We start from the raw sequence: 23082 nt of genomic DNA on the forward strand, positions 1-23082 counted from the left end.
TCATGACCGCAATCCAAAATTTTTTCAAGACCTTCTTTTTGACGGAACTCATCAAGGGCCTCGCGTTGACCGGACGTTATACGTTCCAGCGCAAGGTGACCGTGCAGTTCCCGGAAGAGAAGACGCCCATTTCGCCGCGTTTTCGCGGACTGCATGCGCTGCGACGTTATGAGAATGGCGAAGAGCGCTGTATCGCGTGCAAGCTGTGCGAAGCGGTGTGCCCGGCGCTCGCCATCACGATCGAGTCGGAAACGCGCGAAGACAACACGCGCCGCACCACGCGTTACGACATCGACCTGACCAAGTGCATCTTCTGCGGTTTCTGCGAAGAAAGCTGCCCGGTCGATTCGATTGTCGAGACGCACATTCTCGAATATCACGGCGAAAAGCGCGGCGATCTGTACTTCACGAAGGACATGCTGCTGGCCGTGGGCGATCGTTACGAAGCGGAGATCGCCGCGAACAAGGCTGCCGACGCACCGTATCGTTAAAGCGTCCAAGTACAAGCAGTAGGTGCGGCAGTAGCGCATCAAGTCAATGCAGCAGTAATACGGCCTGTTGTCGGGCCGAGCGCCGCGGTATGCAAGCCGCGGCACGGCGCACGCGTGCGTCTGTTCCGGCGGTTGTCACGCTGTGGCCGGACGCCCGTGCCAAAGAAAATGCCTGACGATGGCCTAACGATGAACCGGTAATCATGGAATTCACGACCGTACTGTTCTACATCTTCGCGCTGCTCCTGGTGGTTTCAGGGCTGAAGGTGATCACCTCGCGCAACCCGGTGTCGTCCGCACTGTTTCTCGTGCTGGCGTTCTTCAACGCAGCGGCTATCTGGATGCTGCTGCAGGCCGAGTTCCTCGCCATCCTGCTGGTGCTGGTCTATGTGGGCGCGGTGATGGTGCTGTTCCTGTTCGTCGTGATGATGCTGGACATCAACCTCGACGTGCTGCGCAAGGACTTCAGGCGCTTTGTGCCGATGGCCACGGTGGTGGGCGCGATCATCGTGCTCGAAACCGCGCTGATCCTGTGGCACGGCTACGGTGCGACGAGCACGGTGGTGCCCGACACGACCGCCGCGGCGGGCGGCATGGGCGACTGGTCGAACACCCGCCTGATCGGCAAAGTGATTTACACCGACTACATCTTCGCGTTCGAAGTGGCCGGCCTCGTGCTGCTGGTGGCGATCATCGCGGCTATCGCGCTGACCACGAGCCACAAGAAGGACAGCAAGCGCCAGAAGATCAGCGACCAGGTCAAGGTGCGTGCGCAGGATCGCGTGCGCGTCGTGAAGATGCCGTCGGAAAAGAGCCCGGCGACCGTCGCGGCGGAAGAAGCCGCAGCGGCGGCCGCAGCAGCCGAATCGGCGTCTGCGAAGAACAGCTGAGCGGACAGGAGATAGAAATCATGTTGACCCTTGCCCATTACCTCGTGCTCGGCGCGATTCTGTTTGCGATCAGCATCGTCGGTATTTTCCTGAACCGTCGCAACGTCATCATCATCCTGATGGCGATCGAACTGATGCTGCTCGCGGTGAATACCAATTTCGTCGCCTTCTCGCATTATCTCGGCGACGTGCATGGCCAGATTTTCGTGTTCTTCGTGCTGACCGTAGCGGCAGCGGAAGCAGCGATCGGCCTCGCAATTCTGGTGACCCTGTTCCGTAGCCTCGACACGATCAATGTCGAAGATCTCGATCAGCTCAAAGGTTAATCTCAGGAAAAGCGGTTATGTCCACGATACTCAATGAAAACCTGCTGCTGGCGATTCCGCTGGCACCGCTGGCCGGTTGCCTGATCGCGGGGCTGTTCGGGAAGGCGGTAGGGCGCGCGGGTGCGCACTCGGTCACGATCCTCGGCGTTGCCATCTCGTTCGTTCTGTCGATGATGGTGTTCTTCCAGGTGCTGGACGGCGCGAGCTTCAACGCCACCGTCTACGAATGGATGTCCATCGGCAAGACCAAGTTCGAAGTCGGCTTCCTCGTCGATTCGCTCACGGCCATGATGATGTGCGTCGTGACCTTCGTGTCGCTGATGGTGCACATCTATACGATCGGCTACATGGCCGACGACGACGGCTACCAGCGCTTCTTCTCGTACATCTCGCTCTTCACGTTTTCGATGTTGATGCTCGTGATGAGCAACAACTTCCTGCAGCTGTTCTTCGGCTGGGAAGCAGTGGGTCTCGTGTCGTACCTGCTGATCGGTTTCTACTACACGCGCGAGTCGGCGATCTACGCGAACATGAAGGCGTTCATCGTGAACCGCGTCGGCGACTTCGGCTTTCTGCTGGGTATCGGCCTGCTGTTCGCGTTTGCCGGTTCGATGAACTACGGCGACGTGTTTGCCAAGCGCACTGAACTGGCCGCATTGAGCTTTCCGGGTACCGATTGGGGCCTGCTGACGGTGGCGTGTATCTGCCTTTTCATCGGCGCAATGGGTAAGTCGGCGCAGTTTCCGCTGCACGTATGGCTGCCGGATTCGATGGAAGGCCCGACGCCGATTTCCGCGCTGATTCACGCGGCAACCATGGTGACGGCCGGTATCTTCATGGTCACGCGCATGTCGCCGCTGTTCGAACTGTCGGATAGTGCGCTGTCGTTCGTCACGGTGATCGGCGCCATTACCGCGCTGTTCATGGGCTTCCTCGGGATTGTCCAGAACGACATCAAGCGCGTGGTGGCTTACTCCACGCTCTCGCAGCTCGGCTACATGACGGTCGCGCTCGGCGTGTCGGCTTATCCGGTCGGCGTGTTCCACCTGATGACGCACGCGTTCTTCAAGGCGCTGCTGTTCCTCGGTGCGGGTTCCGTGATCATCGGCATGCACCACGATCAGGACATGCGCAACATGGGCGGCCTGCGCAAATACATGCCGATCACGTGGATCACGTCGCTGATCGGTTCGCTGGCGCTGATCGGCACGCCGTTCTTCTCGGGCTTCTACTCGAAAGATTCGATCATCGACGCAGTGAAGCTGTCGCATCTGCCGGGTTCGGGCTTTGCCTATTTCGCCGTGGTGGCAAGCGTGTTCGTCACCGCGCTGTATTCGTTCCGTATGTATTTCATGGTGTTCCACGGCAAGGAGCGCTTCCGCGATCCGAAGCATCCGGATTCACCGATGGGCGCCGAAGCCGCGGCCCACGGTCATGGCAACGGCCATGACGCACATGGTCACGACGCGCATGGTCACGACGATCACGGTCACGCGCACGAACCGCATGAAACGCCGTGGGTCGTGTGGCTGCCGCTGGTGCTGCTGGCGATTCCGTCTGTCGTGATCGGCGCGATCGCGGTCGGCCCGATGCTGTTCGGCGACTTCTTCCAGCACGGCGTGGCGTTCGAGAAGGTGATCTTCATCGGCGAAAACCATCCGGCGCTGCATGAGATGGCCGAAGAGTTCCACGGCTGGGCGGCAATGGGCCTGCACTCGGTCGCGGGCCTGCCGGTGTGGCTCGCGCTCGCGGGTGTGCTCGTCGCGTGGTTCCTGTATCTGGTTCGTCCTGAACTGCCGGCTACCATCAAGCGCGCGTTCGGGCCGATCTACACGCTGCTCGATAACAAGTACTACATGGACAAGATCAACGAAGTCGTGTTTGCGCGGGGCGCCGTGGCGATTGGCCGTGGTCTCTGGAAGGAGGGCGACGTCGTCGTGATCGACGGCATCGTCAACGGCAGCGCACGCTTTATCGGCTGGTTCGCCGGCGTGATCCGCTTCCTCCAATCCGGCTACATCTACCACTACGCGTTCGCCATGATTATCGGCATGTTGGGGCTCCTGACCCTGTTTGTAACGCTCGGCGGCAAATAAGGCGAGGGACACTAATGCACGCTTATCCGATTCTCAGTCTCGCCATCTGGTTGCCGATCCTTTGCGGCCTGCTGGTTCTGGCCATCGGCTCCGACCGTAACCCCGGCCCCGCGCGCTGGGTCGCACTGATTGGCTCGATCGTCAGCTTCATCGTCACGATTCCGCTGATCACCGGTTTTGATTCGAGCAGCGCCGATCTTCAGTTCGTCGAACAGGCCAACTGGATCGAACGATTCAACATTACGTATCACCTCGGTGTCGACGGCATCTCGATGTGGTTCGTCGTGTTGACCGCATTGATCACGGTGATCGTGGTGATCGCCGGATGGGAAGTCATCACGAAGAACGTGGGCCAGTATCTGGCCTCGTTCCTGATCCTGTCGGGCATCATGGTCGGCGTGTTCAGCGCGGCCGACGGCATGCTGTTCTATGTGTTCTTCGAAGCGACGCTGATTCCGATGTACATCATCATCGGCGTGTGGGGCGGGGCGAACCGCGTGTACGCGGCGTTCAAGTTCTTCCTGTACACGCTGATGGGCTCGCTCCTGATGCTGGTCGCGTTGCTCTATCTGTACGTCCAGACCGGCACGTTCGATCTCGCCACCTGGCAGCATGCGCAGATCGCGATGACGCCGCAGGTGTTGCTGTTCATAGCGTTCTTCATGGCGTTCGCCGTGAAGGTGCCGATGTGGCCGGTGCACACGTGGTTGCCTGACGCCCACGTGGAAGCGCCGACCGGCGGCTCCGTCGTGCTGGCCGCGATCATGCTGAAGCTCGGCGCATACGGTTTCCTGCGCTTCTCGCTGCCGATCGCACCGGACGCAAGCCACTTCCTCGCGCCGGTCGTCATTACGCTGTCGCTGATCGCCGTGATCTACATCGGCCTCGTCGCGATGGTGCAGGCGGACATGAAGAAGCTGGTCGCGTATTCGTCGATCGCGCACATGGGCTTCGTCACGCTCGGCTTCTTTATCTTCAATCAGCTCGGCGTGGAAGGCGCGATCGTTCAGATGATCTCGCACGGCTTCGTGTCGGGCGCGATGTTCCTTAGCATCGGCGTGCTGTACGACCGCATGCACTCGCGTCAGATCGCGGACTACGGCGGCGTTGTCAACGTCATGCCGAAATTCGCGGCGTTCGTGATGCTGTTCTCGATGGCCAATTGCGGCTTGCCGGGCACCTCGGGTTTTGTCGGCGAATTCATGGTGATTCTGGCCGCCGTCCAGTACAACTTCTGGATCGCCGGCGGCGCCGCCGTGACGCTGATTCTCGGCGCGGCCTACACGCTGTGGATGTACAAGCGCGTCTACTTCGGCGCGGTCGCCAACGACCACGTGAAGGGCCTGCTCGACATCAACCGCCGCGAGTTTTTCATGCTGGCAGTGCTCGCCGCACTGACGCTCTTCATGGGCCTGTATCCGAAGCCCTTTACCGATGTGATGCACGTATCCGTGGAAAACCTCCTCTCCCACGTTGCGCAGTCGAAGCTGCCGTTGTCTCAGTAACGCAGAGGAGGAATTAAAGACCATGCAAAACGCCCCTATGACTGCTCTGTTGCCCGACGCACTGGTGATGCTCGCCGTTGTCGTCGCGTGGCTCAACGACACGTTCGTCGGCCAGGCCGGTCGCCGTACCACGTATTTCATCGCGTTCCTGTCGTCGCTCGTCGCCGGCATCTGGTTCGCGGTCAATGCGTTCGACCCGTCGGTGCATTACTTCTTCAGCCGCATGTACGTCGTCGACTCGTTCGCGAGCCTGATGAAAGCGGTGGTGACACTCGGCTACGCGGTCACGATCGTGTATTCGCGCCGCTACCTCGAAGATCGCGGGCTGTATCGCGGCGAGTTCTTCCTGCTCGGCATGTTCTCGCTGCTCGGTCAGCTCGTGATGATCTCCGGCAACAACTTCCTGACGCTGTATCTCGGTCTGGAACTGATGTCGCTGTCGCTCTATGGCGTGATCGCACTGCGTCGGGAAGCCGCGCCGTCGAACGAAGCGGCCATGAAGTACTACGTGCTCGGCGCGCTGGCTTCGGGCTTCCTGCTGTACGGCATCTCGATGCTGTACGGCGCGACCGGCTCGCTCGATCTGAACGAAGTGTTCAAGGCGATCGGTCAGAGCCACTACGATCCGAGCGTGCTGCTGTTCGGCGTTATCTTCATCGTCGCCGGTGTGGCGTTCAAGATGGGCGCCGTGCCGTTCCACATGTGGGTGCCCGACGTCTATCAGGGCGCGCCGACGGCGATGACGCTGCTGGTCGGCGGTGGTCCGAAGGTGGCGGCATTCGCATGGGGCCTGCGCTTCCTGGTGATGGGTCTGCTGCCGCTCGCTGTCGAATGGCAGCAAATGCTGGTGATTCTCGCGGCGCTGTCGCTTATCGTCGGCAACATCACGGGTATCGTGCAGCGCAACGTCAAGCGGATGCTCGCGTACTCGGCGATCTCGAACATGGGCTTCGTGCTGCTCGGCCTGCTGGCCGGCGTGGTCGATCACAAGACCACCGGTGCTGCGAGCGCCTATGGCTCGGCGATGTACTACAGCATCGTCTATCTGATCACGACGATGGGCACCTTCGGCGTCATCATGCTGCTCGCACGCCGCGAATTCGAAGCGGATACGCTCGACGACTTCAAGGGGCTGAACCAACGGAGCCCGGTGTTCGCGTTCGTCATGATGGTGATGATGTTCTCGCTCGCCGGCATTCCGCCTGCGGTCGGTTTCTACGCGAAGCTCGCGGTGCTGCAGGCCACGATGAACGCCGGCCTGACCTGGCTCACGGTGCTCGCGGTGATCACGTCGCTGTTCGGCGCGTTCTACTACCTGCGTATCGTGAAGCTCATGTACTTCGATGAGCCGCAAGACAAGTCGGCGATCGTCGCGGACACGGGCACGCGCGCGTTGCTCGCGCTCAATGGCGTGGCCGTGCTGGTGCTGGGCATCGTGCCCGATCCGCTGTTGAAAGCTTGCCTGCAGGCTATCCAGCACACGCTGTCGTTCTGATGTCGGCAGCGGGCTGGTTTATCGTGCTGTTGGCGCTGGTGGGCGCCAATCTGCCGTTCCTGAATCAGCGGCTCTTCGCTGCCGTCCCGTTGAAGGCGGCGAAGAAAAGCGCATGGGTCCGGATTGCCGAGCTGATCGTGCTGTACTTCGTGGTCGGCGCGCTGGGCTTTCTGCTCGAAGCGCGCGCCGGCAACCGCTTCGAACAGGGTTGGCAGTTCTACGCGATCACGTTCGCGCTGTTCGTCGTGTTCGCCTTCCCCGGCTTCACTTTCCAGTATCTCGTCAAACGCCGCTGACGGCGTCTCGCCGTCGCGCACCAAGCTGTCCCGAGGTCCGCATATGGCTGAACTTCCCGACCACGACGCCGTCCTTACCGAGACCTGTGTCGACAGTAAGACGGTCCACCAGGGGCCGTTCCTGACGCTCAAGTGCGACACCGTGCGCCTGCCCGACGGCAAGCATGCTACCCGTGAGTATGTGGAGCACCCCGGCGCCGTGATGGTGATTCCGCTGTTCGACGACGGCCGTGTGCTGCTGGAAAGCCAGTATCGCTATCCGATGGGCAAGGTCATGGTCGAGTATCCGGCCGGCAAGCTCGATCCGAACGAAGGCGCGCTCGCTTGCGCCATTCGCGAATTGCGCGAGGAGACGGGCTACACGGCGCGCGAGTATGTGTACCTGACGCGTGTTCACCCGATCATTTCCTACTCGACCGAGTTCATCGACATCTACCTCGCGCGCGGCTTGACTGCGGGCGAGCGCAAGCTCGACGACGGCGAGTTCCTCGAGATGTTTACTGCTACGGTTCCCGAAGTGTCCGAGTGGGTGCGGACCGGCAAGATCACTGACGTGAAAACGATCATCGGCACGTTCTGGCTGGAGAAAGTGCTGTCCGGGCGTCTGGCCGATGGCGCAGCCGCAGTAGTTTTTTCAGAGTCTCCCAACGCGCAGGCGACGCTTGCGCCGCATCCAGGAAGCCCCTGCCGGTCGTCGACCGGCAGGGGCTTCGTCACTCTGAAGCGCGATAAGGCTTCTGTCTTTACCGCGGCGTGCGGTGTCTGAATATGAGCGCCTTTGTCCTATGCCATCCGGCAGTCTCGCGTGATCGCGGCGGCAACTTTAGTATGGAAGGCCGGCAAACGTCTTCACTGCTGCATTAATCGGGATAACGAAGCATGTGAGGCGGTTGAGCTCCGCGATTAAAATCTGGTTGTCACTTGACAACCCGATTCGCGAGTATTAAATTGGAGGACAGGATGGTTCGTGGAGTCCACGCTAAAAAAGAGATCGAGGCTGCGCTGGCTTATGCCGAGCGGCGCGGGTGGCGCATACAGAGCGGAGGCAAGGGCCACGCCTGGGGAAAAATGTATTGCCCTTACAAAGATGCGGAGTGCCGTTGCGGAGAATTCTGCATTTCAAGCGTATGGAGTACGCCGAAGAATGCTGATAACCACGCCAGACATTTGCGGCGTGTGGTCGACAATTGCACGGCGCATCGTTCGCAAAAGCATTGAGTAGGCAACGTTGTGGCCGAATAAAGCAGGAGTAGCAAATGGAATATACGTTCACGTTGAAGTATAAGCTTGCCGCGCAAGACAGTGATCTTGACGCGATTGTCGAACGCCTGGGCGACGCAGGCTGCGACGACGCCACGGTCGGCGTGGGGCAAGCGGGGCGACTGGCGCTCGTCTTTTCGCGCGAAGCACCGTCGGCGGTCGAGGCACTGGTCAGCGCGCTCGGAGACGTCAAAAAGGCGGTGCCGTCGGCACGGCTTGTCGAAGCCGGGCCCGACTTCGTCGGGTTGACCGACGTCGCCGAAATTGCCGGCGTATCGCGGCAAAACATGCGCAAGCTCATGTTGAGCCATGCGGTCGAATTTCCCCCGCCGGTGCACGAGGGAAGCGCGTCAGTCTGGCATCTGTCGGACGTGCTGGACTGGCTGAACGCGCGCGGTGGCTACGACATCAAGGCCGACGTTTTCGACGTCGCCAAAACGGCTAAACAGGTCAACCTTGCCAAAGAGGCGCGGGAGCTTGAACCGCGCTTCAATCGTCGGCTGGAATGCCTGGTGGCGTGAGCGTCAATCGTGAACGGAGGGGTTCGCACGCGTGAGGCTGATACGTCGTTGGGGGCGAAGCGCTGGGCGTTGGCTCACGCACGCACGCCGCATTGCGCGGAGTCATACAGCCTTCGGCAGGGGTCTGCGCAAAGCGTTAAAATCGCCCACCGCGCCTCATCTTCCGGCAGCGCCCAACTCGTCGCGCGTTGCGCGTGAAGTTTTTACGAACGACCGTTCACAAATTTTCGTTTTGCGCTAAACTGGCACGCAAGCCCTGATTCCATATGAAGGTCCTCGATTTACAGTGTCCGCACGGCCATCGGTTCGAAGGATGGTTTGCTTCGGCTGATGACTTCGAATCGCAGCAGTCCCGCAAGCTGGTCGAATGTCCGATTTGCGGAGCGAAAGAAGTGAGCCGTTTGCCGTCGGCTCCGCGCCTGAATCTCTCTCATGGGGTAGAGGCGAAAGCGAAAGCGCCCGCGGCCGCAGGTGAATTGCAGGCGCGTGTCATGCGCGCATTGCGCGAGGTACTGGAGAAGACCGAGAACGTGGGCGACCGCTTCGCCGAGGAAGCGCGGCGCATTCACTACAACGAAGCGCCCGCCCGCAATATTCGCGGTGTCACAACGCCGGAAGACGCGCGAGCTTTGGTCGAAGAAGGCATCGAAGTGATGCCGCTGCCGGTCCCGGCTGCCTTAAAGGAACCTCTGCAATAGCGCAGTGGCTCTCTGGCGGCGGGTGGTGGCGGCCAGGAGACACTACGCATGAATCTGGACTATTCCCCCGCTGAGAAGGCGTTCCGCGCCGAGATCCGCGCCTGGCTCGAAGCCAATCTGCCTCGCGAACTCAGCGAGAAGGTACTCAACCACAAGCGTTTGAACCGCGACGACTTTGCCAACTGGCACAAGCTGCTGGGCACGCGCGGCTGGTCGGTTGTCGCGTGGCCGACAGAATACGGCGGCCCCGGCTGGGATGCCACGCAGCGCCATATCTGGGACGAAGAGTGCGCCCGTGTCGGCGCGCCGACGGTGTTGCCATTCGGTGTGTCGATGGTCGCGCCGGTTCTCATGAAGTACGGCAACGAGGCGCAGAAACGCTACTACTTGCCACGCATTCTCGACGGCACTGACTGGTGGTGTCAGGGCTATTCAGAGCCGGACTCCGGTTCCGATCTCGCATCGCTGCGCACGCGTGCCGAACGGGTCGGCGATCATTACGTGGTCAATGGGCAGAAAACCTGGACCACGTTGGGGCAGCACGCGGACATGATGTTTTGTCTCGTACGCACCGACAGCGGCGCGAAGAAGCAGGAGGGCATTTCGTTCCTGGTCATCGACATGAAAACACCGGGCATTACCGTTCGGCCGATCATCACGCTCGACGAAGACCACGAGGTCAACGAAGTTTTCTTTGAAGACGTGAAGGTGCCGGTCGAGAATCTGATCGGCGAGGAAAATCGCGGTTGGACTTACGCAAAATATCTGCTCGGGCATGAGCGCACCGGCATTGCGCGCGTCGGTCAGTCTAAGCGCGAGCTGGTTTTTCTGAAGCGCCTCGCGCTCGATCAGAAAAAGAACGGCAAGCCCCTTTTGAATGACCCGGTATTCGCTGCAAAAGTCGCGAATCTCGAGATCGAACTGATGGCTCTCGAAGTCACCGTGCAACGCGTGGTCGCTAACGAAGCAGGCGGACGCGGACCGGGACCGGAAGCGTCGATGCTGAAGATCAAGGGCACGGAGGTGCAGCAGGCGTTGACCGAACTCATGGTCGAAGCCGTCGGGCCACTCGCCGCTCCGTTCGACGCGCCGTTCCTCGAGGGCGAACGCGAGCACAGCATTGCTGGAGACGACGATGCCGCGCCGCTGGCCGCGTATTACTTCAACTTCCGCAAGACGTCGATTTACGGCGGCTCGAATGAAATTCAAAAGAACATCATCGCGCAGATGATTCTCGGACTTTGAGGAGCGGCGCATGGACTTCACTTTCAACGACGAGCAGCAACAATTCGCCGACGCGCTGCGCCGCTATCTGGACAAGAGCTATAGCTTCGAAGCGCGCCAGGCGATCGTGCGTTCGGATGCCGGTGTTTCGGACGCTCACTGGGCAGCTTTCACCGAGTTGGGCCTGACCGCATTGCCGGTGCCCGAAGCGCAAGGCGGTTTCAACGGCGGACCCGTCGATATGCTCGTGGTCATGCAGGAGCTCGGCCGCGCTTTGGTGGTCGAGCCTTATTGGGCGACGGCGGTTGGCATCGAGGCATTGCGGCTTGCCGGGACGGGCCAGGGCGAAGACGTGTCGCTGCTCGAGCGTGCGGCCCAAGGCGAGATCAAGCTCGCGGTCGCATTCCACGAACCGCGGGCGCGCTACGATCTGTTCGACGTCGCGACCACCGCGAGCGGACAAGGTGAACAGCACACGCTTACGGGTACGAAATCGGTCGTGATACATGGCGCGCAGGCGCATCACTGGATCGTGCCCGCGCGTGCCAATGGCGAGATCGCACTTTTCGTCGTCGCGCGCGATGCGGCAGGCGTGACCCTCACCGACTACCGCACCATCGACGGACAACGCGCCGCCACACTGCAATTCAACGGTACGCCGGCACGGCGTTTGAGCGGCCCGCACTCGGGCGCGGCGGCCCTCGAGCACATCGCGGACTACGGCACGCTGCTGTTGTGCGCGGAAGCGCTCGGCGCGCTCGACGCATTGAACGCCGCAACCGTCGACTACACGAAGACGCGCCAGCAGTTCGGCCAACCCATCGCGCGCTTTCAGGCATTGCAGCATCGCATGGTCGAGATGCTGATTCACGCCGAGCAGGCGCGTTCGGTCACCTATCTTGCCGCCATGCGCTATTCGAGCGAAGACGTCGACGAACGCCGCCACGCCATTTCCGCGGCCAAGGTACGCGTGGGGCAGGCTGCGCGTTTCGTCGGCCAGCAGGCGGTGCAGTTGCACGGCGGAATGGGCGTGACGAACGAGGTCGCCGCCGCGCATCTGTTCAAACGTCTCGCTATCATTGAAACCACGTTGGGCGATGTCGATCATCACCTCGCACGGTTTGCCGCGCTGCCTGCGTTTATCAGCACGGAAGTTTGATTAGCCGACCGAATCGGCCAGCCAGGAGATAAAGAGATGGGTCTGAGTTACGAGGACATGACGGTCGGCTCGACGACCGAAATCGGCAAGCACACTTTCACGCGCGAGGAAATCGTCGAGTTCGCGCAGAAGTTCGACCCGCAACCGTTCCATGTCGACGAAGCCGCCGCCGAAGCGTCCGCATTTCGCGGATTGGTGGCGAGCGGCTGGCACACCTGTTCGGTCATGATGGGCATGCTGGTGCGCAACGCGCTGGCGGGCTCCACGTCGATGGGCTCGCCCGGCATCGACGAAATACGCTGGCTGAAGCCGGTTCGCGTCGGCGACACGATCACCATGACGAACTCGGTGCTCGACAAGCGCGTGTCGGAGAGCAAGCCGGATCGCGGCATCGTGTCCACGCAATGGGCGGGCATCAATCAGCATGGCGAGACGGTGATCACGGTGCGCTCCAAAGGCCTGTTCGGCTTGCGCAATCCGGGCGCTTCATCATGACTGCGCCGAGCGCGTCGCCTGGTGCCGTGTTCCGCGATAGTGCGGCGCTGCGCGCGCTCGTCGGCGGAGCGGCGCTTGTCAGCGACTGGGTGACGATCGACCAGCCGAGTGTCGATCGTTTCGCCGAGGCCACCGGCGACCAGCAGTGGATTCACGTCGACCCCGAACGCGCGCGGCGTGAGTCGCCGTTCGGCGGTGCGATTGCGCACGGTTTCATGACGCTTTCGCTGATTCCGGCGCTGCTGCAAAAAACGGTACGGCTCGAGCAACGCATGGCCGTCAACTATGGATTGAACCGCGTGCGGTTCACGTCGCCGGTATTGGTGGGCTCCCAATTGCGCGCGCAGTTCGCTGTCGCGTCGGTCGAAGATGTCGACAATGCGGGCGTGCAAGTGATATGGAATGTGGCCGTGGAGCGGCAGGGCGCTGACCGGCCGGTGTGCGTCGCCGAGTTCATCACGCGCCACTATTTCTGAGCGCTTGACGGGCCGCTTCGAAAGCACACGGCGCGGGCGGCATGCGAGCCGCCTCGCGCTTCTTTGCGCGAAAGAAAAACGCACAACGCGAACGGCACGAGGCACACGCCGCAGCAACACCTACGCCCTAATGCTTCGCGTACTGCGTCGCGCCGAACAGCACCTCTTTAGCCTTGTCGTCCATCAGCGGTTTGCGTGCGGACGCGAGCACTTCGACACCACGCATAACCGCCGGACGTGCGGCGATCTCTTCATGCCATCGCTTCACGTTCGGAAATGCGTCGAGTTCGACGCCCTGGTTCTGCCATGAACGCGTCCACGGAAACGATGCGATGTCGGCAATCGTATAGTCGTTCCCGGCGAGATATTGCGTCTTGCCGAGTTGCTTATCCATCACGCCATACAGGCGACGCGTTTCGTTCGTGTAGCGGTTGACCGCGTATTCGATCGGCTCGGGCGCGTAGATGCGAAAGTGGTGCGTCTGCCCGAGCATGGGACCGAGTCCGCCCATCTGGAACATCAGCCATTGCAGCACTGAATAACGGGCAGCCGGATCGGTCGGCAGAAAGCGGCCGGTTTTCTCGGCGAGGTAAATGAGTATCGCGCCCGATTCGAACAACGCGAACGGTTTGCCGTCCGCGCTTTGTGGGCCTTCGGAATCCGTAATGGCCGGAATCTTGTTATTCGGGCTGATGTCCAGAAATTCGGCGCTGAACTGATCGCCGGCGCCGATGTTGATTGCGTGCACGTTGTACTCGAGGCCCGTCTCCTCGAGCATGATATGGACCTTGTGGCCGTTCGGGGTCGCCCAGCTATAGACGTCGATCATCCTCGCTCCTTTTCGTTTATGACAGCGGCGCCACCGGGGCGCCGCGCTTCGCGAAAATTAGAGCATAGATCGCACGATGCTGCTGGCGACAGCCCAAGACCGGCGCGGTCAAAACGCCGCCGCCAGCGGAGCATAAAACGTTTCCCGCAGGCAAGACATCAAACGCGCGTAACCGGCGTCTCGACGCGAGCCGCCGCGCCCGGCTCCATATAACGCGCGAGTTCGAGCTTGGCGATCGCATTACGATGCACTTCATCGGGACCGTCGGCGAAACGCAGCGTTCGGGCCGACGCATAAGCGTACGCGAGCGGGAAGTCGTCGCTGATGCCGCCGGCGCCGTGCGCCTGGATCGCCCAATCGATCACCTGACACGCCATGTTAGGCGCGACCACCTTGATCATCGCAATTTCGCCGCGCGCGCTCTTGTTGCCCACCGTGTCCATCATGTACGCGGTTTTGAGCGTGAGCAGGCGCGCCTGTTCGATCATGCAGCGCGCTTCTGCAATGCGCTCCTGCGTCACGCCTTGCATCGCCACAGGCTTGCCGAAGGCGACGCGTTGCAGCGACCGTTTGCACATCAATTCGAGCGCGCGCTCCGCAAGGCCGATGAGACGCATGCAATGGTGGATGCGTCCGGGTCCGAGGCGGCCTTGCGCGATCTCGAAGCCGCGGCCTTCGCCGAGCAGCATGTTGGCCGCCGGCACGCGCACGTTCTCGAGCGTGATTTCCATGTGGCCGTGCGGCGCGTCGTCGTAACCGAAAACGGAAAGCGGACGGCGCACCGTGATGCCGGTGGCGTCGGCGGGAACGAGGATCATTGACTGCTGTTGATGGCGCGGCGCATCGGGATCGGTCTTGCCCATCACGATGTAGATCTTGCAACGCGGATCGCCCGCGCCCGAAGACCACCACTTGTGCCCGTTGATCACGTAATAGTCGCCATCGCGCACGATGCTGGTCTGGATATTCGTGGCATCCGACGAAGCGACTTCCGGCTCCGTCATCAGAAATGCCGAACGAATGTGCCCTTGCAAAAGCGGTTCGAGCCATTCGCGCTTGTTCTCTTCGCTGCCGTAGCGCTCGATGGTTTCCATGTTGCCGGTGTCGGGCGCATTGCAATTGAACACCTCGGGCGCCCAGGGCACGCGGCCCATGATTTCGCACAGCGGCGCGTATTCGAGGTTGCTGAGCCCGGCGCCACGCACGGAGTCGGGCAGGAACAGATTCCAGAGCCCCGCGTCGCGCGCTTTCTGCTTGAGTTCTTCGATCAGTTGCGTCGGCTGCCACGCGTTGCCGTCTTGCCGGTTTTGCGCGATCTCCGCGTAGAACGCGTGCTCGTTCGGATAAATGTGCTCGTCGAAAAAGGCGAGCAGCTTTTCGCGCAGCGCCTGAACCTTCGGGGTGTAATCGAAATTCATCTATGACCTCGCGGATAACGGACGACATTCAATGTGGGCGCTGCCTGAAGTGCAAGCATGCAAGCGTGATGAAGCGCGGCACCCGCGCCGGTCATCAGCGCACTTTCTGCGCGTAACGCCAGGCGAGCTCGGCCATCGGTCTCGCGCGGCGGCCTGCGTCGAGAGCTTGTGCACTCGCCGCCGTGCCATCGACGACACGCTTCATGATTCCCTGCAAAATCGCGGCGATACGGAACATGTTGTAGGCGAGGTAAAAATTCCAGTCGCCGCGAATCTCGAAGCCGGTACGCTTGCAATAGCGCTCGACGTACTGCTGCTCGTCGGGAATGCCCAGCGCTGCCCAGTCGAGACCCGCGATGCCGCGAAACTGCGCGGGATCGACGTGCCACGCCATGCAGTGATAGGCGAAGTCCGCGAGCGGATCGCCGAGCGTCGACAACTCCCAGTCGAGCACGGCAAGCACTTTCGGTTCCTTGCGATCGAAGATCAGGTTATCGAGCCGATAATCGCCATGCACGATCGACGCGCGTTGCCCCGTCTCGGCCGGCATATGCTGCGGCAGCCATTCGATCAGACGCTGCATCGCGTCGATGGGTTCGGTTTCGGACGCGACATACTGCTTGCTCCAGCGGCCGATCTGACGCGCGAAGTAGTTGCCCGGCTTGCCGTAGTCCGAAAGACCCACGCTATCCGGCTCGACACTGTGGAGAGCGGCGATCACGCGATTCATCTCGTCGTAGACTGCGGCTCGTTCATCGGCGCTCATGCCCGGCAGCGACTGATCCCATAACACGCGGCCTTCGACGAACTCCATCACGTAAAAGGCCCGGCCGATCACGCTTTCGTCCTCGCATAACGCGAGCATGCGGGCGACGGGCACGTCCGTGTCGGCAAGCGCATGCATCACGCGATATTCGCGCTCGACGGCATGCGCGGACGGCAGCAATTTCGCCGCAGGTCCAGGCTTCGCGCGCATCACGTAAGCCCGCGAGGGCGTGACCAGTTTGAACGTTGGGTTCGACTGGCCGCCGGCGAACTGTTCGACCGTGAGCGGCCCCGAAAAACCGTCGACGTGTTGCGCGAGCCACGCGGCGAGCGCGTCGCCGTCAAAGCGCTGACGCTCGTTGACGGGGCGCGTGCCCTCGAAGGCCGAGTAATCCGCTTGCTGTTCCGGCTCGCCGCTGTGTGACGCTTGCGCCATGTGTCTCCTCCGGTTCGGTTTCAGCTACGCGTGGATTGGATGAATTGTGCGTAGAGAATTTCCATCGTCGTATTGCGGATGTCGCGATGCAGCGGCGACGGCGGCGAATAGTTGATTGCACGCAGCACCCAGTCGCGTGGTGCGGTGCCTACGTCGAGCGCATTGATGCAGCCGGTGGCCTGCGCGAGATGCCCGAAGAACGTGCGGCCGCCCGCGGTGAGCGCATGCGACAGAATCGCGCGATTGACGCCGCCGTGCAGCACCAGCAACACCGTGTCCCACGAACTGTCTTCGCGCAACGCGGCGACCGCGGGCACGACGCGATCGAACAACTCGCCGATCGTCTCGCCATCGAGAAAGCGCGTGCTTTCCGGCACGATACCGTCGAACACGCCGAGAAACGCCGCTTCGAGGTCTTGCAGCGGAATCTGCCGCAGCTTGCCGCCGCGAATCTCCTGCCAGGCCGGCTCGATCTCCAGTTCGATCTGCTGACCGGTCTCGGCCAGCACGCGCTGCGCGGTTTCGATCGTGCGCGGCAAGCCGCTGACGATCACGCGATCGAAGCGCACCTGCTGCTCAGCGAACACGCGGCCCGCCGCGCTCGCCTGTTCGCGGCCGTTGGCGTTCAACGGCACGGTTTCAGGATCGATCGTGCGGCCGGAGTCGTCGAAGTACGTCACGTCGCCGTGACGCATCAGGTAAATGCGGCGGCGCTTGGGTAGCTGATAGGCGGCCATGATCCTTGTTCACTTGTACACGGGAGCGCGTTTTTCGAGGAACGCGGAAATGCCCTCGAGCCCCTCGCGATGATGCAGCGAAGCGACGAAGTTATCGCGCTCCGCAACCAGATGCGTGGAAAGCGGCTGCGTGCCGGCCGCGCACACCAGCGTCTTGATGCGCGCGACCGAATTGGGCGAGATCTTGCCGAGTTCGTCGGCCCACGCAACCGCGGCGTCGCGCGCGGTGCCCGGCTTCGTGAGCTTGTTGACGACGCCCACTTCGTGCAAACGCGCGGCGCCGATCGGCTTGCCTTCGATCAGCACTTCCGTTGCGAGTTGGCGAGGCAGGGCCTGCGCGAGGAACCATGAGCCGCCGCCGTCGGGCGTGAGGCCGACGCGTGCATACGACATCACGAATTTGGCGTCTTCACCAGCGACGATCAGATCGCACGCGAGCGCGAGCGAAAAGCCCGCGCCGGCTGCGGCGCCGTCGACGGCGGCAATGATCGGTTTCGACGAAAACCGCAGCGCCGAAATCCACTCGGCAAGCAGGTCGATGCTTTGTGCCTGCACGGAAGGATCTTTCGCGCGATTTTCGAGCAGGCGATTCAGATTGCCGCCCGCGCAAAAAAAGTTGTCCGCGCCCGCGATCACGACGGCGCGAATCGACGGATCGCGTTCCACCGAATCGAGTGCTTCGATTCCCGCCGCGTACATGTCGGGATGCAGCGCGTTGCGAGCGCCGGGATTGGACAGCGTGAGGACCAGCGTCGATTCGCTTTCGGGCGGGCGCGAGGTCAGCAGTTCGGCGCTCATGATTGTGTCTCCGTGGGGTTGTCGGCGGCGTCGCATTGCGTGAGCGACATGCCGAGTTGCGCGCGGCGCGCGAGCCACGGCGATGGCCGGTAGCGCGGATCGCCGAGCACGTCGTACATGTTGCGCAGAATGGTGAGGATGGTTGCCGCGCCGAGCGCGTCGCCGAGTGCGAGCGGGCCGCGCGGATAGCCGAGGCCGAGCGTCACCGCGAGGTCGATGTCTTGCGGCGTCGCGATCTGTTTCTGCGCGATGTCGCAGCCGATGTTGACGATCGTGGCCACCACGCGTTGCGCGACGAAACCGGTCGAGTCGCGGATCACGGTGACGGGCACGCCGTCGGCGGCAAAGAGCGCGTGGCCCGCATCGCGCGCGGCGCGTGTGGTCGCGGGTGTTGTCATCAGCGTGCGGCGTTGCGCGCCGACGAGCGGAAAGAGCGCGTCGATCGCGACGACGCGGCTCGCGTCGAGCGTTTCGTCCACGGCGGCCGTGCTTGCGTCGTGGCCGAACGGCGTGACGACGATCAGCGAGTCGGCGGCGGGCATCGTCCCTTCGTCGAGCTTCACGCCCGCCTTGCTGATGAGTTCCACGACGGCTTCATAGGCTTGCGGGTAACGCTTGCTGACCCACACGCTGCCTGGCAACGTTGCGGGCGCGGGCGCCTCCGCGGGCACCTGCTGCATGCCGTCTTCGTAGCGATAAAACCCTTCGCCCGTCTTGCGTCCCAGCAGTCCGCCCGCGAGCCGCGTGCCGGTGATGGGCGAGGGCGTGAAGCGCGGCTCTTCATAGAACTGATGGTAGATCGACTCCATCACCGGGTGCGAGACGTCGAGCGCGGTCAGGTCGAGCAGCTCGAACGGGCCGAGACGAAAGCCCGCTTGCTCGCGCATGATCCTGTCGATGTCGACGAAGCTCGCCACGCCTTCGCCGGCCACGCGCAGGCCCTCGGTGTTCATGCCGCGGCCCGCGTGATTGACGATGAAGCCCGGCATGTCTTTCGCGCGGACCGGTGTGTGGCCCATACGGCGCGCGAGGTCCATCAACGCGTCGCCCGCCTCGCGGTCGCTGCGCAGGCCGTCGATCACTTCGACGACTTTCATCAGCGGGACCGGATTGAAGAAGTGATAGCCGACCACGCGCGACGGGTCGGTACAGCCCGCGGCAATCGCCGTGATGGACAGCGACGACGTGTTCGACGCGAGTACGCAACGCCCGCTGACCACAGTCTCTAGCTCGCGAAAGAGCGCCTGCTTGACGTCGAGTTTTTCGACGATCGCTTCGATCACGAGGTCGCAGTCGACCAGTTCGCTGATCGCATGCGCGGCCTTGACGTTGGCGAGCGCAGCAAGCGAGCGCGCTTCGTCGAGCTTGCCTTTGGCGGTCAGTTTGGCGAACGTTTCGGCGAGGTAGTCGCGCGCGGCGCCGATAGCAGCCGGATTGGTGTCGTACAGGCGCACGCTCAGGCCCGCGAGCGCCGCGATCTGCGCAATGCCGCGGCCCATCGCGCCGCTGCCGACAATGCCGATAGTCTCGATGCTGAAGTTGCGAGAGGTCATGATGTTGCTCGACTCCATGGTTATTTTAGAATAGCACGCTCGTGCAATTACTCGATGGTTGCGCGGCGGCCGCCGCCTCTGCTCGGACCGGCGGCCTCACCTACCGAAGCAATGAGGAGACAACGATGATCAAGCTCTGCGGATTCGCGCTTTCGAACTAGTACAACAAGGTGAAGTTCGTTCTGCTGGAACACGGCATCGAGTTCGAGGAAGTGTTCGTGCAGCCGAGCCAGGACGAGGCCGTCGTCGCGCATTCGCCGCTTGGCAAAGTGCCTTACCTGCAGACGGAAGACGGCGATCTTTGCGAGTCGCAATGCATTGTCGAATACCTGGCCGCGCGCTTTCCCGACAAGCGGATTTTCTCCGCCGATCCGTGGGAGGCCGCGAAGGAGCGCGAGTTGATCACGTTCGTCGACGTGCATCTGGAGCTGACGGCGCGCAATCTGTACAAGGAAGCGTTTTTCGGCGGCACCGTCACCGACGCGACCAAGGGCCGCGTCGAGAAGCTGCTTGCGCATCACATCGCGGGCTTCAGGCGGATCGCGAAGTTCGCGCCGTACTTGCGCGGCGAACGGTTCAGTATCGCGGACGCCGCGGGCTTCGTGAGCTTGCCGCTTGTCGGCATGACGACGCAGGCTATTTACGGCCGCGACTTTTTGCTCGATGCCGGCGTGGACTGGAAAAGCTATGTGAAGGCGATCAACGGACGGCCCGCCGCGCAGCGCGTGACCGAGGACCGTAAGGCGTATATCGCGGCGTCGCGTCCGGCTTGATGCAACGCGGCGCGCAATGCAAGGAACGACGTCACGCACAATGCAACGCGCGACATGAAGCGAGCCGCGCCGCGCACCACACGCATTAGCCGCTACGCGCGATGGCGAGGAACGTGGGTTCGTTCGCAGCATCGCGCGCGACATGCTAGAGCCGCGCCAGCCGCTCGAGCGCCGTGGCGAGCGTGCTTTCCTGCTTTGCAAAACAGAAGCGCACGACGCCGGACTCATGCGCCTCGTGATAGAACGCGGAAACCGGAATCGCCGCGACGCCGATCTCGCCGGTCAGCCACTGCGCGAATTCGGCTTCGGGCAGATCGCTGATGGCCGAGTAATCGACGCATTGAAAGTACGTGCCCGTGCAAGGCAGCAGCTTGAAGCGGGAATTCGCGAGACCGGCGCGGAAAAAATCGCGCTTCTTCTGATAGAACGCCGGGAGCTCCAGGTAGGGCGCCGGGTCTTTCATGTAGTCGGCCAGACCGATCTGCATCGGCGTATTCACGGTGAACACGTTGAACTGGTGCACTTTGCGGAATTCCGCTGTCAGCGCCGCGGGCGCCGCCACGTAGCCGACTTTCCAGCCCGTTACGTGATAGGTCTTGCCGAAACTCGACACGACGAAGCTGCGCTGCGCCAGTTCAGGATAACGCGCCACGCTCTCGTGCGGCGCGCCGTCGTAGACCATGTGCTCGTACACTTCATCGGACAGGATCAGCACGTTGGTGCCGCGCACGATGTCTTGCAGCTTGCGCATGTCGTCGGCGCGCCAGACCGTGCCGGTCGGATTGTGCGGCGTGTTGATCAGCAGGAGCCGCGTTTTCGGCGTGATGGCGGCGGCGAGCTTGTCGAAGGGGATCGCGTAGTCCGGCGCGTCGAGCGTGACGAATACCGGCTTGCCGCCGGCCAGTTCGATCGACGGAAGATAGCTGTCATAGGTCGGCTCGATCACGATGACTTCGTCGCCAGGATGGACCGTGCATAAGATCGCGGTCAACAGCGCCTGGGTGGCGCCGGCGGTGACGGTGATTTCCGTCGTGGCGTCGTAGCGGCGTCCGTACAGGTTGGCGATCTTCTCGGAGATGGCTGCGCGCAGCGGCGCGGCGCCTGCCATCGGCGGATACTGGTTGTGGCCGTCGCGCATCGCGTTCGCGACCGCATCCACGATGCGCGGATCGCAGCCGAAGTCGGGAAAGCCCTGGCCGAGGTTCACCGCACCTTTCTCGGCGGCGAGCGCGCTCATCACGGTGAAGATCGTGGTGCCGACGTTCGGCAGGCGCGAGGGAAACGAGGGACTCATGGGCGTGTCGTGCGGTGCTTTCATGGCGCTGTTCGGCGAAACGGGTGAGTGGGCGAAGGCATCGTTTGAAACCGGCGAAGCCTGATTGTAGGGAATCGCGGCGCGGCGTGCGCGGCTGCTGTGTGCCGACGGCCGCGAGGCCAGGGTTATACCGGGGTTTCCACGGCTGGGGTCGCCGCGTTCGTGGAAGCGCTTGCCGAACCGCCAGGCGCTTCACTTAGCGAAGCCGCGAACGGCGCCGGCTGTGCGATCTGAAAGCCGAAATCTCGCGCGATCCGCTTCGCGAGTTTCAGCACGGCGCGGTCTTTCGAAATCAGCCAGTGCGCCTGAGCGGCGTGCGCGAGTTCGAGGAATTTCTGATCGTCGCGGTCCTTGCATTTCGGCAGCGGCCGCGCGTCTTCCGGCTGCGCGGCGAGTTCCACAAGCTGCGCGAGCCGCGCGACGACCGCCAGCGCCGCGGACTTATCCACGTTGCGTTCGACGAATTGCGGATAGTCGAGCACGTAAGTCAGTTCGGCGAGGCAACGGGCGTCGATCAGCGCGGCGAGCGCGCCGCTTTCGAGCGCGGCGCGAATCGGCCGCGTGTGCGGATCGTCGAACACGAGAATGTCGATCCATACATTGGAATCGAGAACGACGCGCAAAGCGCCGCTTGAGGCATGGGAACCGGGCATTCGTTACAATCTGGCTTTCGTCTTTGACCGCCAGGCACGGCGTGCCTGCAAGCCTCTATGATAATCGTTCTGTCGCCGGCGAAATCGCTCGACTACGACACCCCGCCTCACGTCAAGAAGCACACGATCCCCGATTTCATCGACGATGCCGCGGAATTGATCAGCGGTCTACGCCGTTTGTCGCCGCAACAGATCGCCTCGCTGATGAGCATTTCCGACCAGCTCGCGCACCTCAATCACGAGCGCTACGCGCAGTGGTCGCCGCGCTTCGGCACGGACAACGCGAAGCAGGCCGTGCTCGCGTTCAACGGCGACGTGTACGAGGGCTTCAATGCGAAGACCTTGTCGTCGGCGGATCTGGACTTTGCGCAGAACCATGTGCGCGTGTTGTCGGGACTGTATGGCCTGTTGCGTCCGCTCGATCTGCTGCAGCCGTACCGTCTGGAAATGGGCACGCGCCTCGCCAATCCGCGCGGCAAGGATCTGTACGCGTTCTGGGGCGAGCGCATCACGCAGGCCTTGAACGCGCAATTGAAGAAGCGCGCCGCAGGCTCGCGGGTTCTCGTGAATTGCGCGTCGGGCGAATATTTCAGGTCGGTCAAGCCGAAGCTGCTGGACGCGCCGGTCATTACGCCGGTGTTCGAAGACTGGAAGGGCGGCCGCTACAAGATCATCAGTTTTCATGCGAAGCGCGCGCGCGGGTTGATGGCGCGCTATGCGGTCGAGAACCGCGTCGACAAGCCGGAACAACTGAAGGCGTTCGACTCCGAAGGCTATGCATTCGACGCTAAAGCGTCGAACGATTCCACTTACGTATTTCGCCGCCGCGTCGCTGACTAGGCGGAGCGCCGCCCGACGGAGCGCCGCACAATC

General features: G+C 62.1%; 24 protein-coding genes and 1 pseudogene. 17 read left to right on the top strand and 8 right to left on the bottom strand.

All coding sequences use genetic code 11. From position 1 onward, the window contains the following. Positions 1-2: 2 nt before the first annotated feature. From nuoI to ABIE53_RS07875, 15 genes and pseudogenes are all read left to right on the top strand, one after another. Positions 3-491, top strand: a complete 489-nt coding sequence (gene nuoI, locus ABIE53_RS07805) for an NADH-quinone oxidoreductase subunit NuoI (RefSeq protein WP_006052896.1) — start codon at positions 3-5, stop codon at positions 489-491. Positions 492-694: 203 nt separating this feature from the next. Then, positions 695-1381 carry an NADH-quinone oxidoreductase subunit J gene (locus tag ABIE53_RS07810; protein WP_006052895.1) on the top strand — a complete coding sequence of 229 codons (687 nt, stop codon included), beginning with the start codon at positions 695-697 and terminating at the stop codon, positions 1379-1381. A 20-nt stretch (positions 1382-1401) separates the two neighbouring features. Beyond that, on the top strand, positions 1402-1707 hold the full coding sequence (nuoK, locus tag ABIE53_RS07815) for an NADH-quinone oxidoreductase subunit NuoK (protein ID WP_006052894.1): 306 nt from the start codon (positions 1402-1404) through the stop codon (positions 1705-1707). A 17-nt stretch (positions 1708-1724) separates the two neighbouring features. Continuing rightward, complete coding sequence (gene nuoL, locus ABIE53_RS07820) at positions 1725-3803, top strand: NADH-quinone oxidoreductase subunit L (RefSeq protein WP_029969791.1); 2079 nt, start codon at positions 1725-1727, stop codon at positions 3801-3803. Positions 3804-3817: 14 nt separating this feature from the next. Further along, the gene (locus ABIE53_RS07825) at positions 3818-5308 is read left to right on the top strand and encodes an NADH-quinone oxidoreductase subunit M (protein WP_029969790.1); all 1491 of its coding nucleotides are present in this window, start codon (positions 3818-3820) and stop codon (positions 5306-5308) included. 22 nt (positions 5309-5330) lie between these two features. Then, entirely contained in the window at positions 5331-6803 is a 1473-nt protein-coding gene (nuoN, locus tag ABIE53_RS07830; protein WP_006052891.1) for an NADH-quinone oxidoreductase subunit NuoN, read from the top strand. After that, a complete protein-coding gene (locus ABIE53_RS07835; protein WP_006052890.1) occupies positions 6803-7099 on the top strand; it encodes a DUF2818 family protein in 297 nt (98 codons plus the stop codon). The genes nuoN and ABIE53_RS07835 overlap by 1 nt, the downstream gene beginning before the upstream one ends. Positions 7100-7142: 43 nt before the next feature. After that, positions 7143-7728, top strand: a pseudogene (locus ABIE53_RS07840) (NUDIX domain-containing protein). Between the two features lie 331 nt (positions 7729-8059). Next, a complete protein-coding gene (locus ABIE53_RS07845; protein WP_006052888.1) occupies positions 8060-8317 on the top strand; it encodes a hypothetical protein in 258 nt (85 codons plus the stop codon). 38 nt (positions 8318-8355) lie between these two features. Next, positions 8356-8880: a helix-turn-helix transcriptional regulator gene (locus tag ABIE53_RS07850; protein ID WP_053857818.1), complete on the top strand. Its 525-nt coding sequence runs from the start codon at positions 8356-8358 to the stop codon at positions 8878-8880. Between the two features lie 266 nt (positions 8881-9146). Further along, positions 9147-9578, top strand: a complete 432-nt coding sequence (locus tag ABIE53_RS07855; RefSeq protein ID WP_029969785.1) for a DUF1178 family protein — start codon at positions 9147-9149, stop codon at positions 9576-9578. Between the two features lie 48 nt (positions 9579-9626). Then, complete coding sequence (locus ABIE53_RS07860; RefSeq protein WP_107710130.1) at positions 9627-10823, top strand: acyl-CoA dehydrogenase family protein; 1197 nt, start codon at positions 9627-9629, stop codon at positions 10821-10823. Positions 10824-10833: 10 nt separating this feature from the next. After that, positions 10834-11961, top strand: a complete 1128-nt coding sequence (locus tag ABIE53_RS07865) for an acyl-CoA dehydrogenase family protein (protein ID WP_107710128.1) — start codon at positions 10834-10836, stop codon at positions 11959-11961. Between the two features lie 36 nt (positions 11962-11997). After that, positions 11998-12456: a MaoC family dehydratase gene (locus ABIE53_RS07870; RefSeq protein WP_006052883.1), complete on the top strand. Its 459-nt coding sequence runs from the start codon at positions 11998-12000 to the stop codon at positions 12454-12456. After that, the gene (locus ABIE53_RS07875) at positions 12453-12932 is read left to right on the top strand and encodes a MaoC family dehydratase (RefSeq protein ID WP_053857821.1); all 480 of its coding nucleotides are present in this window, start codon (positions 12453-12455) and stop codon (positions 12930-12932) included. The genes ABIE53_RS07870 and ABIE53_RS07875 overlap by 4 nt, the downstream gene beginning before the upstream one ends. Before the next feature lie 127 nt (positions 12933-13059). Here ABIE53_RS07875 and ABIE53_RS07880 read toward each other — a convergent pair whose 3' ends face one another. From ABIE53_RS07880 to ABIE53_RS07905, 6 genes are all read right to left on the bottom strand, one after another. Beyond that, complete coding sequence (locus ABIE53_RS07880) at positions 13060-13761, bottom strand: glutathione binding-like protein (protein WP_107710126.1); 702 nt, start codon at positions 13759-13761, stop codon at positions 13060-13062. A 158-nt stretch (positions 13762-13919) separates the two neighbouring features. Next, entirely contained in the window at positions 13920-15179 is a 1260-nt protein-coding gene (locus ABIE53_RS07885; RefSeq protein ID WP_107710124.1) for an acyl-CoA dehydrogenase family protein, read from the bottom strand. A gap of 94 nt (positions 15180-15273) precedes the next feature. After that, positions 15274-16380: a phosphotransferase gene (locus tag ABIE53_RS07890; protein WP_006052879.1), complete on the bottom strand. Its 1107-nt coding sequence runs from the start codon at positions 16378-16380 to the stop codon at positions 15274-15276. 20 nt (positions 16381-16400) lie between these two features. Then, on the bottom strand, positions 16401-17117 hold the full coding sequence (locus tag ABIE53_RS07895; protein WP_006052878.1) for a histidine phosphatase family protein: 717 nt from the start codon (positions 17115-17117) through the stop codon (positions 16401-16403). A gap of 9 nt (positions 17118-17126) precedes the next feature. Next, positions 17127-17915, bottom strand: coding sequence for an oxepin-CoA hydrolase, alternative type (locus ABIE53_RS07900; RefSeq protein ID WP_107710122.1), 789 nt, complete (start codon positions 17913-17915; stop codon positions 17127-17129). Then, positions 17912-19468 (bottom strand): 3-hydroxyacyl-CoA dehydrogenase, encoded by a 1557-nt coding sequence (locus tag ABIE53_RS07905; RefSeq protein WP_107710302.1) that lies wholly within the window; start codon positions 19466-19468, stop codon positions 17912-17914. Before ABIE53_RS07905 ends, ABIE53_RS07900 begins: the two co-directional genes overlap by 4 nt. 170 nt (positions 19469-19638) lie before the next feature. Here ABIE53_RS07905 and ABIE53_RS07910 point away from each other — a divergent pair, with 170 nt between their 5' ends. Beyond that, complete coding sequence (locus tag ABIE53_RS07910) at positions 19639-20241, top strand: glutathione S-transferase (protein WP_258196186.1); 603 nt, start codon at positions 19639-19641, stop codon at positions 20239-20241. Between the two features lie 145 nt (positions 20242-20386). Here ABIE53_RS07910 and ABIE53_RS07915 read toward each other — a convergent pair whose 3' ends face one another. Both ABIE53_RS07915 and ABIE53_RS07920 read right to left on the bottom strand, forming a co-directional pair. Further along, a complete protein-coding gene (locus ABIE53_RS07915) occupies positions 20387-21559 on the bottom strand; it encodes a pyridoxal phosphate-dependent aminotransferase (RefSeq protein WP_107710119.1) in 1173 nt (390 codons plus the stop codon). Positions 21560-21681: 122 nt separating this feature from the next. Further along, positions 21682-22209 (bottom strand): putative toxin-antitoxin system toxin component, PIN family, encoded by a 528-nt coding sequence (locus ABIE53_RS07920; RefSeq protein WP_107710116.1) that lies wholly within the window; start codon positions 22207-22209, stop codon positions 21682-21684. Between the two features lie 57 nt (positions 22210-22266). On the opposite strand from ABIE53_RS07920, the gene yaaA reads away from it, so the two are divergent. Beyond that, on the top strand, positions 22267-23049 hold the full coding sequence (gene yaaA / locus ABIE53_RS07925) for a peroxide stress protein YaaA (RefSeq protein ID WP_006052872.1): 783 nt from the start codon (positions 22267-22269) through the stop codon (positions 23047-23049). Positions 23050-23082 lie beyond the last annotated feature (33 nt).

Source organism: Paraburkholderia sp. OAS925 (assembly GCF_040543975.1).
GTDB classification, from domain to species: Bacteria; Pseudomonadota; Gammaproteobacteria; order Burkholderiales; family Burkholderiaceae; genus Paraburkholderia; species Paraburkholderia graminis.

Coding starts and splice junctions, on each gene's coding strand:
- nuoI (WP_006052896.1), top strand. CDS start 3: ATGACCGCAATCCAAAATTTTTTCAAGACCTTCTTTTTGACGGAACTC.
- ABIE53_RS07810 (WP_006052895.1), top strand. CDS start 695: ATGGAATTCACGACCGTACTGTTCTACATCTTCGCGCTGCTCCTGGTG.
- nuoK (WP_006052894.1), top strand. CDS start 1,402: ATGTTGACCCTTGCCCATTACCTCGTGCTCGGCGCGATTCTGTTTGCG.
- nuoL (WP_029969791.1), top strand. CDS start 1,725: ATGTCCACGATACTCAATGAAAACCTGCTGCTGGCGATTCCGCTGGCA.
- ABIE53_RS07825 (WP_029969790.1), top strand. CDS start 3,818: ATGCACGCTTATCCGATTCTCAGTCTCGCCATCTGGTTGCCGATCCTT.
- nuoN (WP_006052891.1), top strand. CDS start 5,331: ATGCAAAACGCCCCTATGACTGCTCTGTTGCCCGACGCACTGGTGATG.
- ABIE53_RS07835 (WP_006052890.1), top strand. CDS start 6,803: ATGTCGGCAGCGGGCTGGTTTATCGTGCTGTTGGCGCTGGTGGGCGCC.
- ABIE53_RS07845 (WP_006052888.1), top strand. CDS start 8,060: ATGGTTCGTGGAGTCCACGCTAAAAAAGAGATCGAGGCTGCGCTGGCT.
- ABIE53_RS07850 (WP_053857818.1), top strand. CDS start 8,356: ATGGAATATACGTTCACGTTGAAGTATAAGCTTGCCGCGCAAGACAGT.
- ABIE53_RS07855 (WP_029969785.1), top strand. CDS start 9,147: ATGAAGGTCCTCGATTTACAGTGTCCGCACGGCCATCGGTTCGAAGGA.
- ABIE53_RS07860 (WP_107710130.1), top strand. CDS start 9,627: ATGAATCTGGACTATTCCCCCGCTGAGAAGGCGTTCCGCGCCGAGATC.
- ABIE53_RS07865 (WP_107710128.1), top strand. CDS start 10,834: ATGGACTTCACTTTCAACGACGAGCAGCAACAATTCGCCGACGCGCTG.
- ABIE53_RS07870 (WP_006052883.1), top strand. CDS start 11,998: ATGGGTCTGAGTTACGAGGACATGACGGTCGGCTCGACGACCGAAATC.
- ABIE53_RS07875 (WP_053857821.1), top strand. CDS start 12,453: ATGACTGCGCCGAGCGCGTCGCCTGGTGCCGTGTTCCGCGATAGTGCG.
- ABIE53_RS07880 (WP_107710126.1), bottom strand. CDS start 13,761: ATGATCGACGTCTATAGCTGGGCGACCCCGAACGGCCACAAGGTCCAT.
- ABIE53_RS07885 (WP_107710124.1), bottom strand. CDS start 15,179: ATGAATTTCGATTACACCCCGAAGGTTCAGGCGCTGCGCGAAAAGCTG.
- ABIE53_RS07890 (WP_006052879.1), bottom strand. CDS start 16,380: ATGGCGCAAGCGTCACACAGCGGCGAGCCGGAACAGCAAGCGGATTAC.
- ABIE53_RS07895 (WP_006052878.1), bottom strand. CDS start 17,117: ATGGCCGCCTATCAGCTACCCAAGCGCCGCCGCATTTACCTGATGCGT.
- ABIE53_RS07900 (WP_107710122.1), bottom strand. CDS start 17,915: ATGAGCGCCGAACTGCTGACCTCGCGCCCGCCCGAAAGCGAATCGACG.
- ABIE53_RS07905 (WP_107710302.1), bottom strand. CDS start 19,468: ATGACCTCTCGCAACTTCAGCATCGAGACTATCGGCATTGTCGGCAGC.
- ABIE53_RS07915 (WP_107710119.1), bottom strand. CDS start 21,559: ATGAAAGCACCGCACGACACGCCCATGAGTCCCTCGTTTCCCTCGCGC.
- ABIE53_RS07920 (WP_107710116.1), bottom strand. CDS start 22,209: ATGCCCGGTTCCCATGCCTCAAGCGGCGCTTTGCGCGTCGTTCTCGAT.
- yaaA (WP_006052872.1), top strand. CDS start 22,267: ATGATAATCGTTCTGTCGCCGGCGAAATCGCTCGACTACGACACCCCG.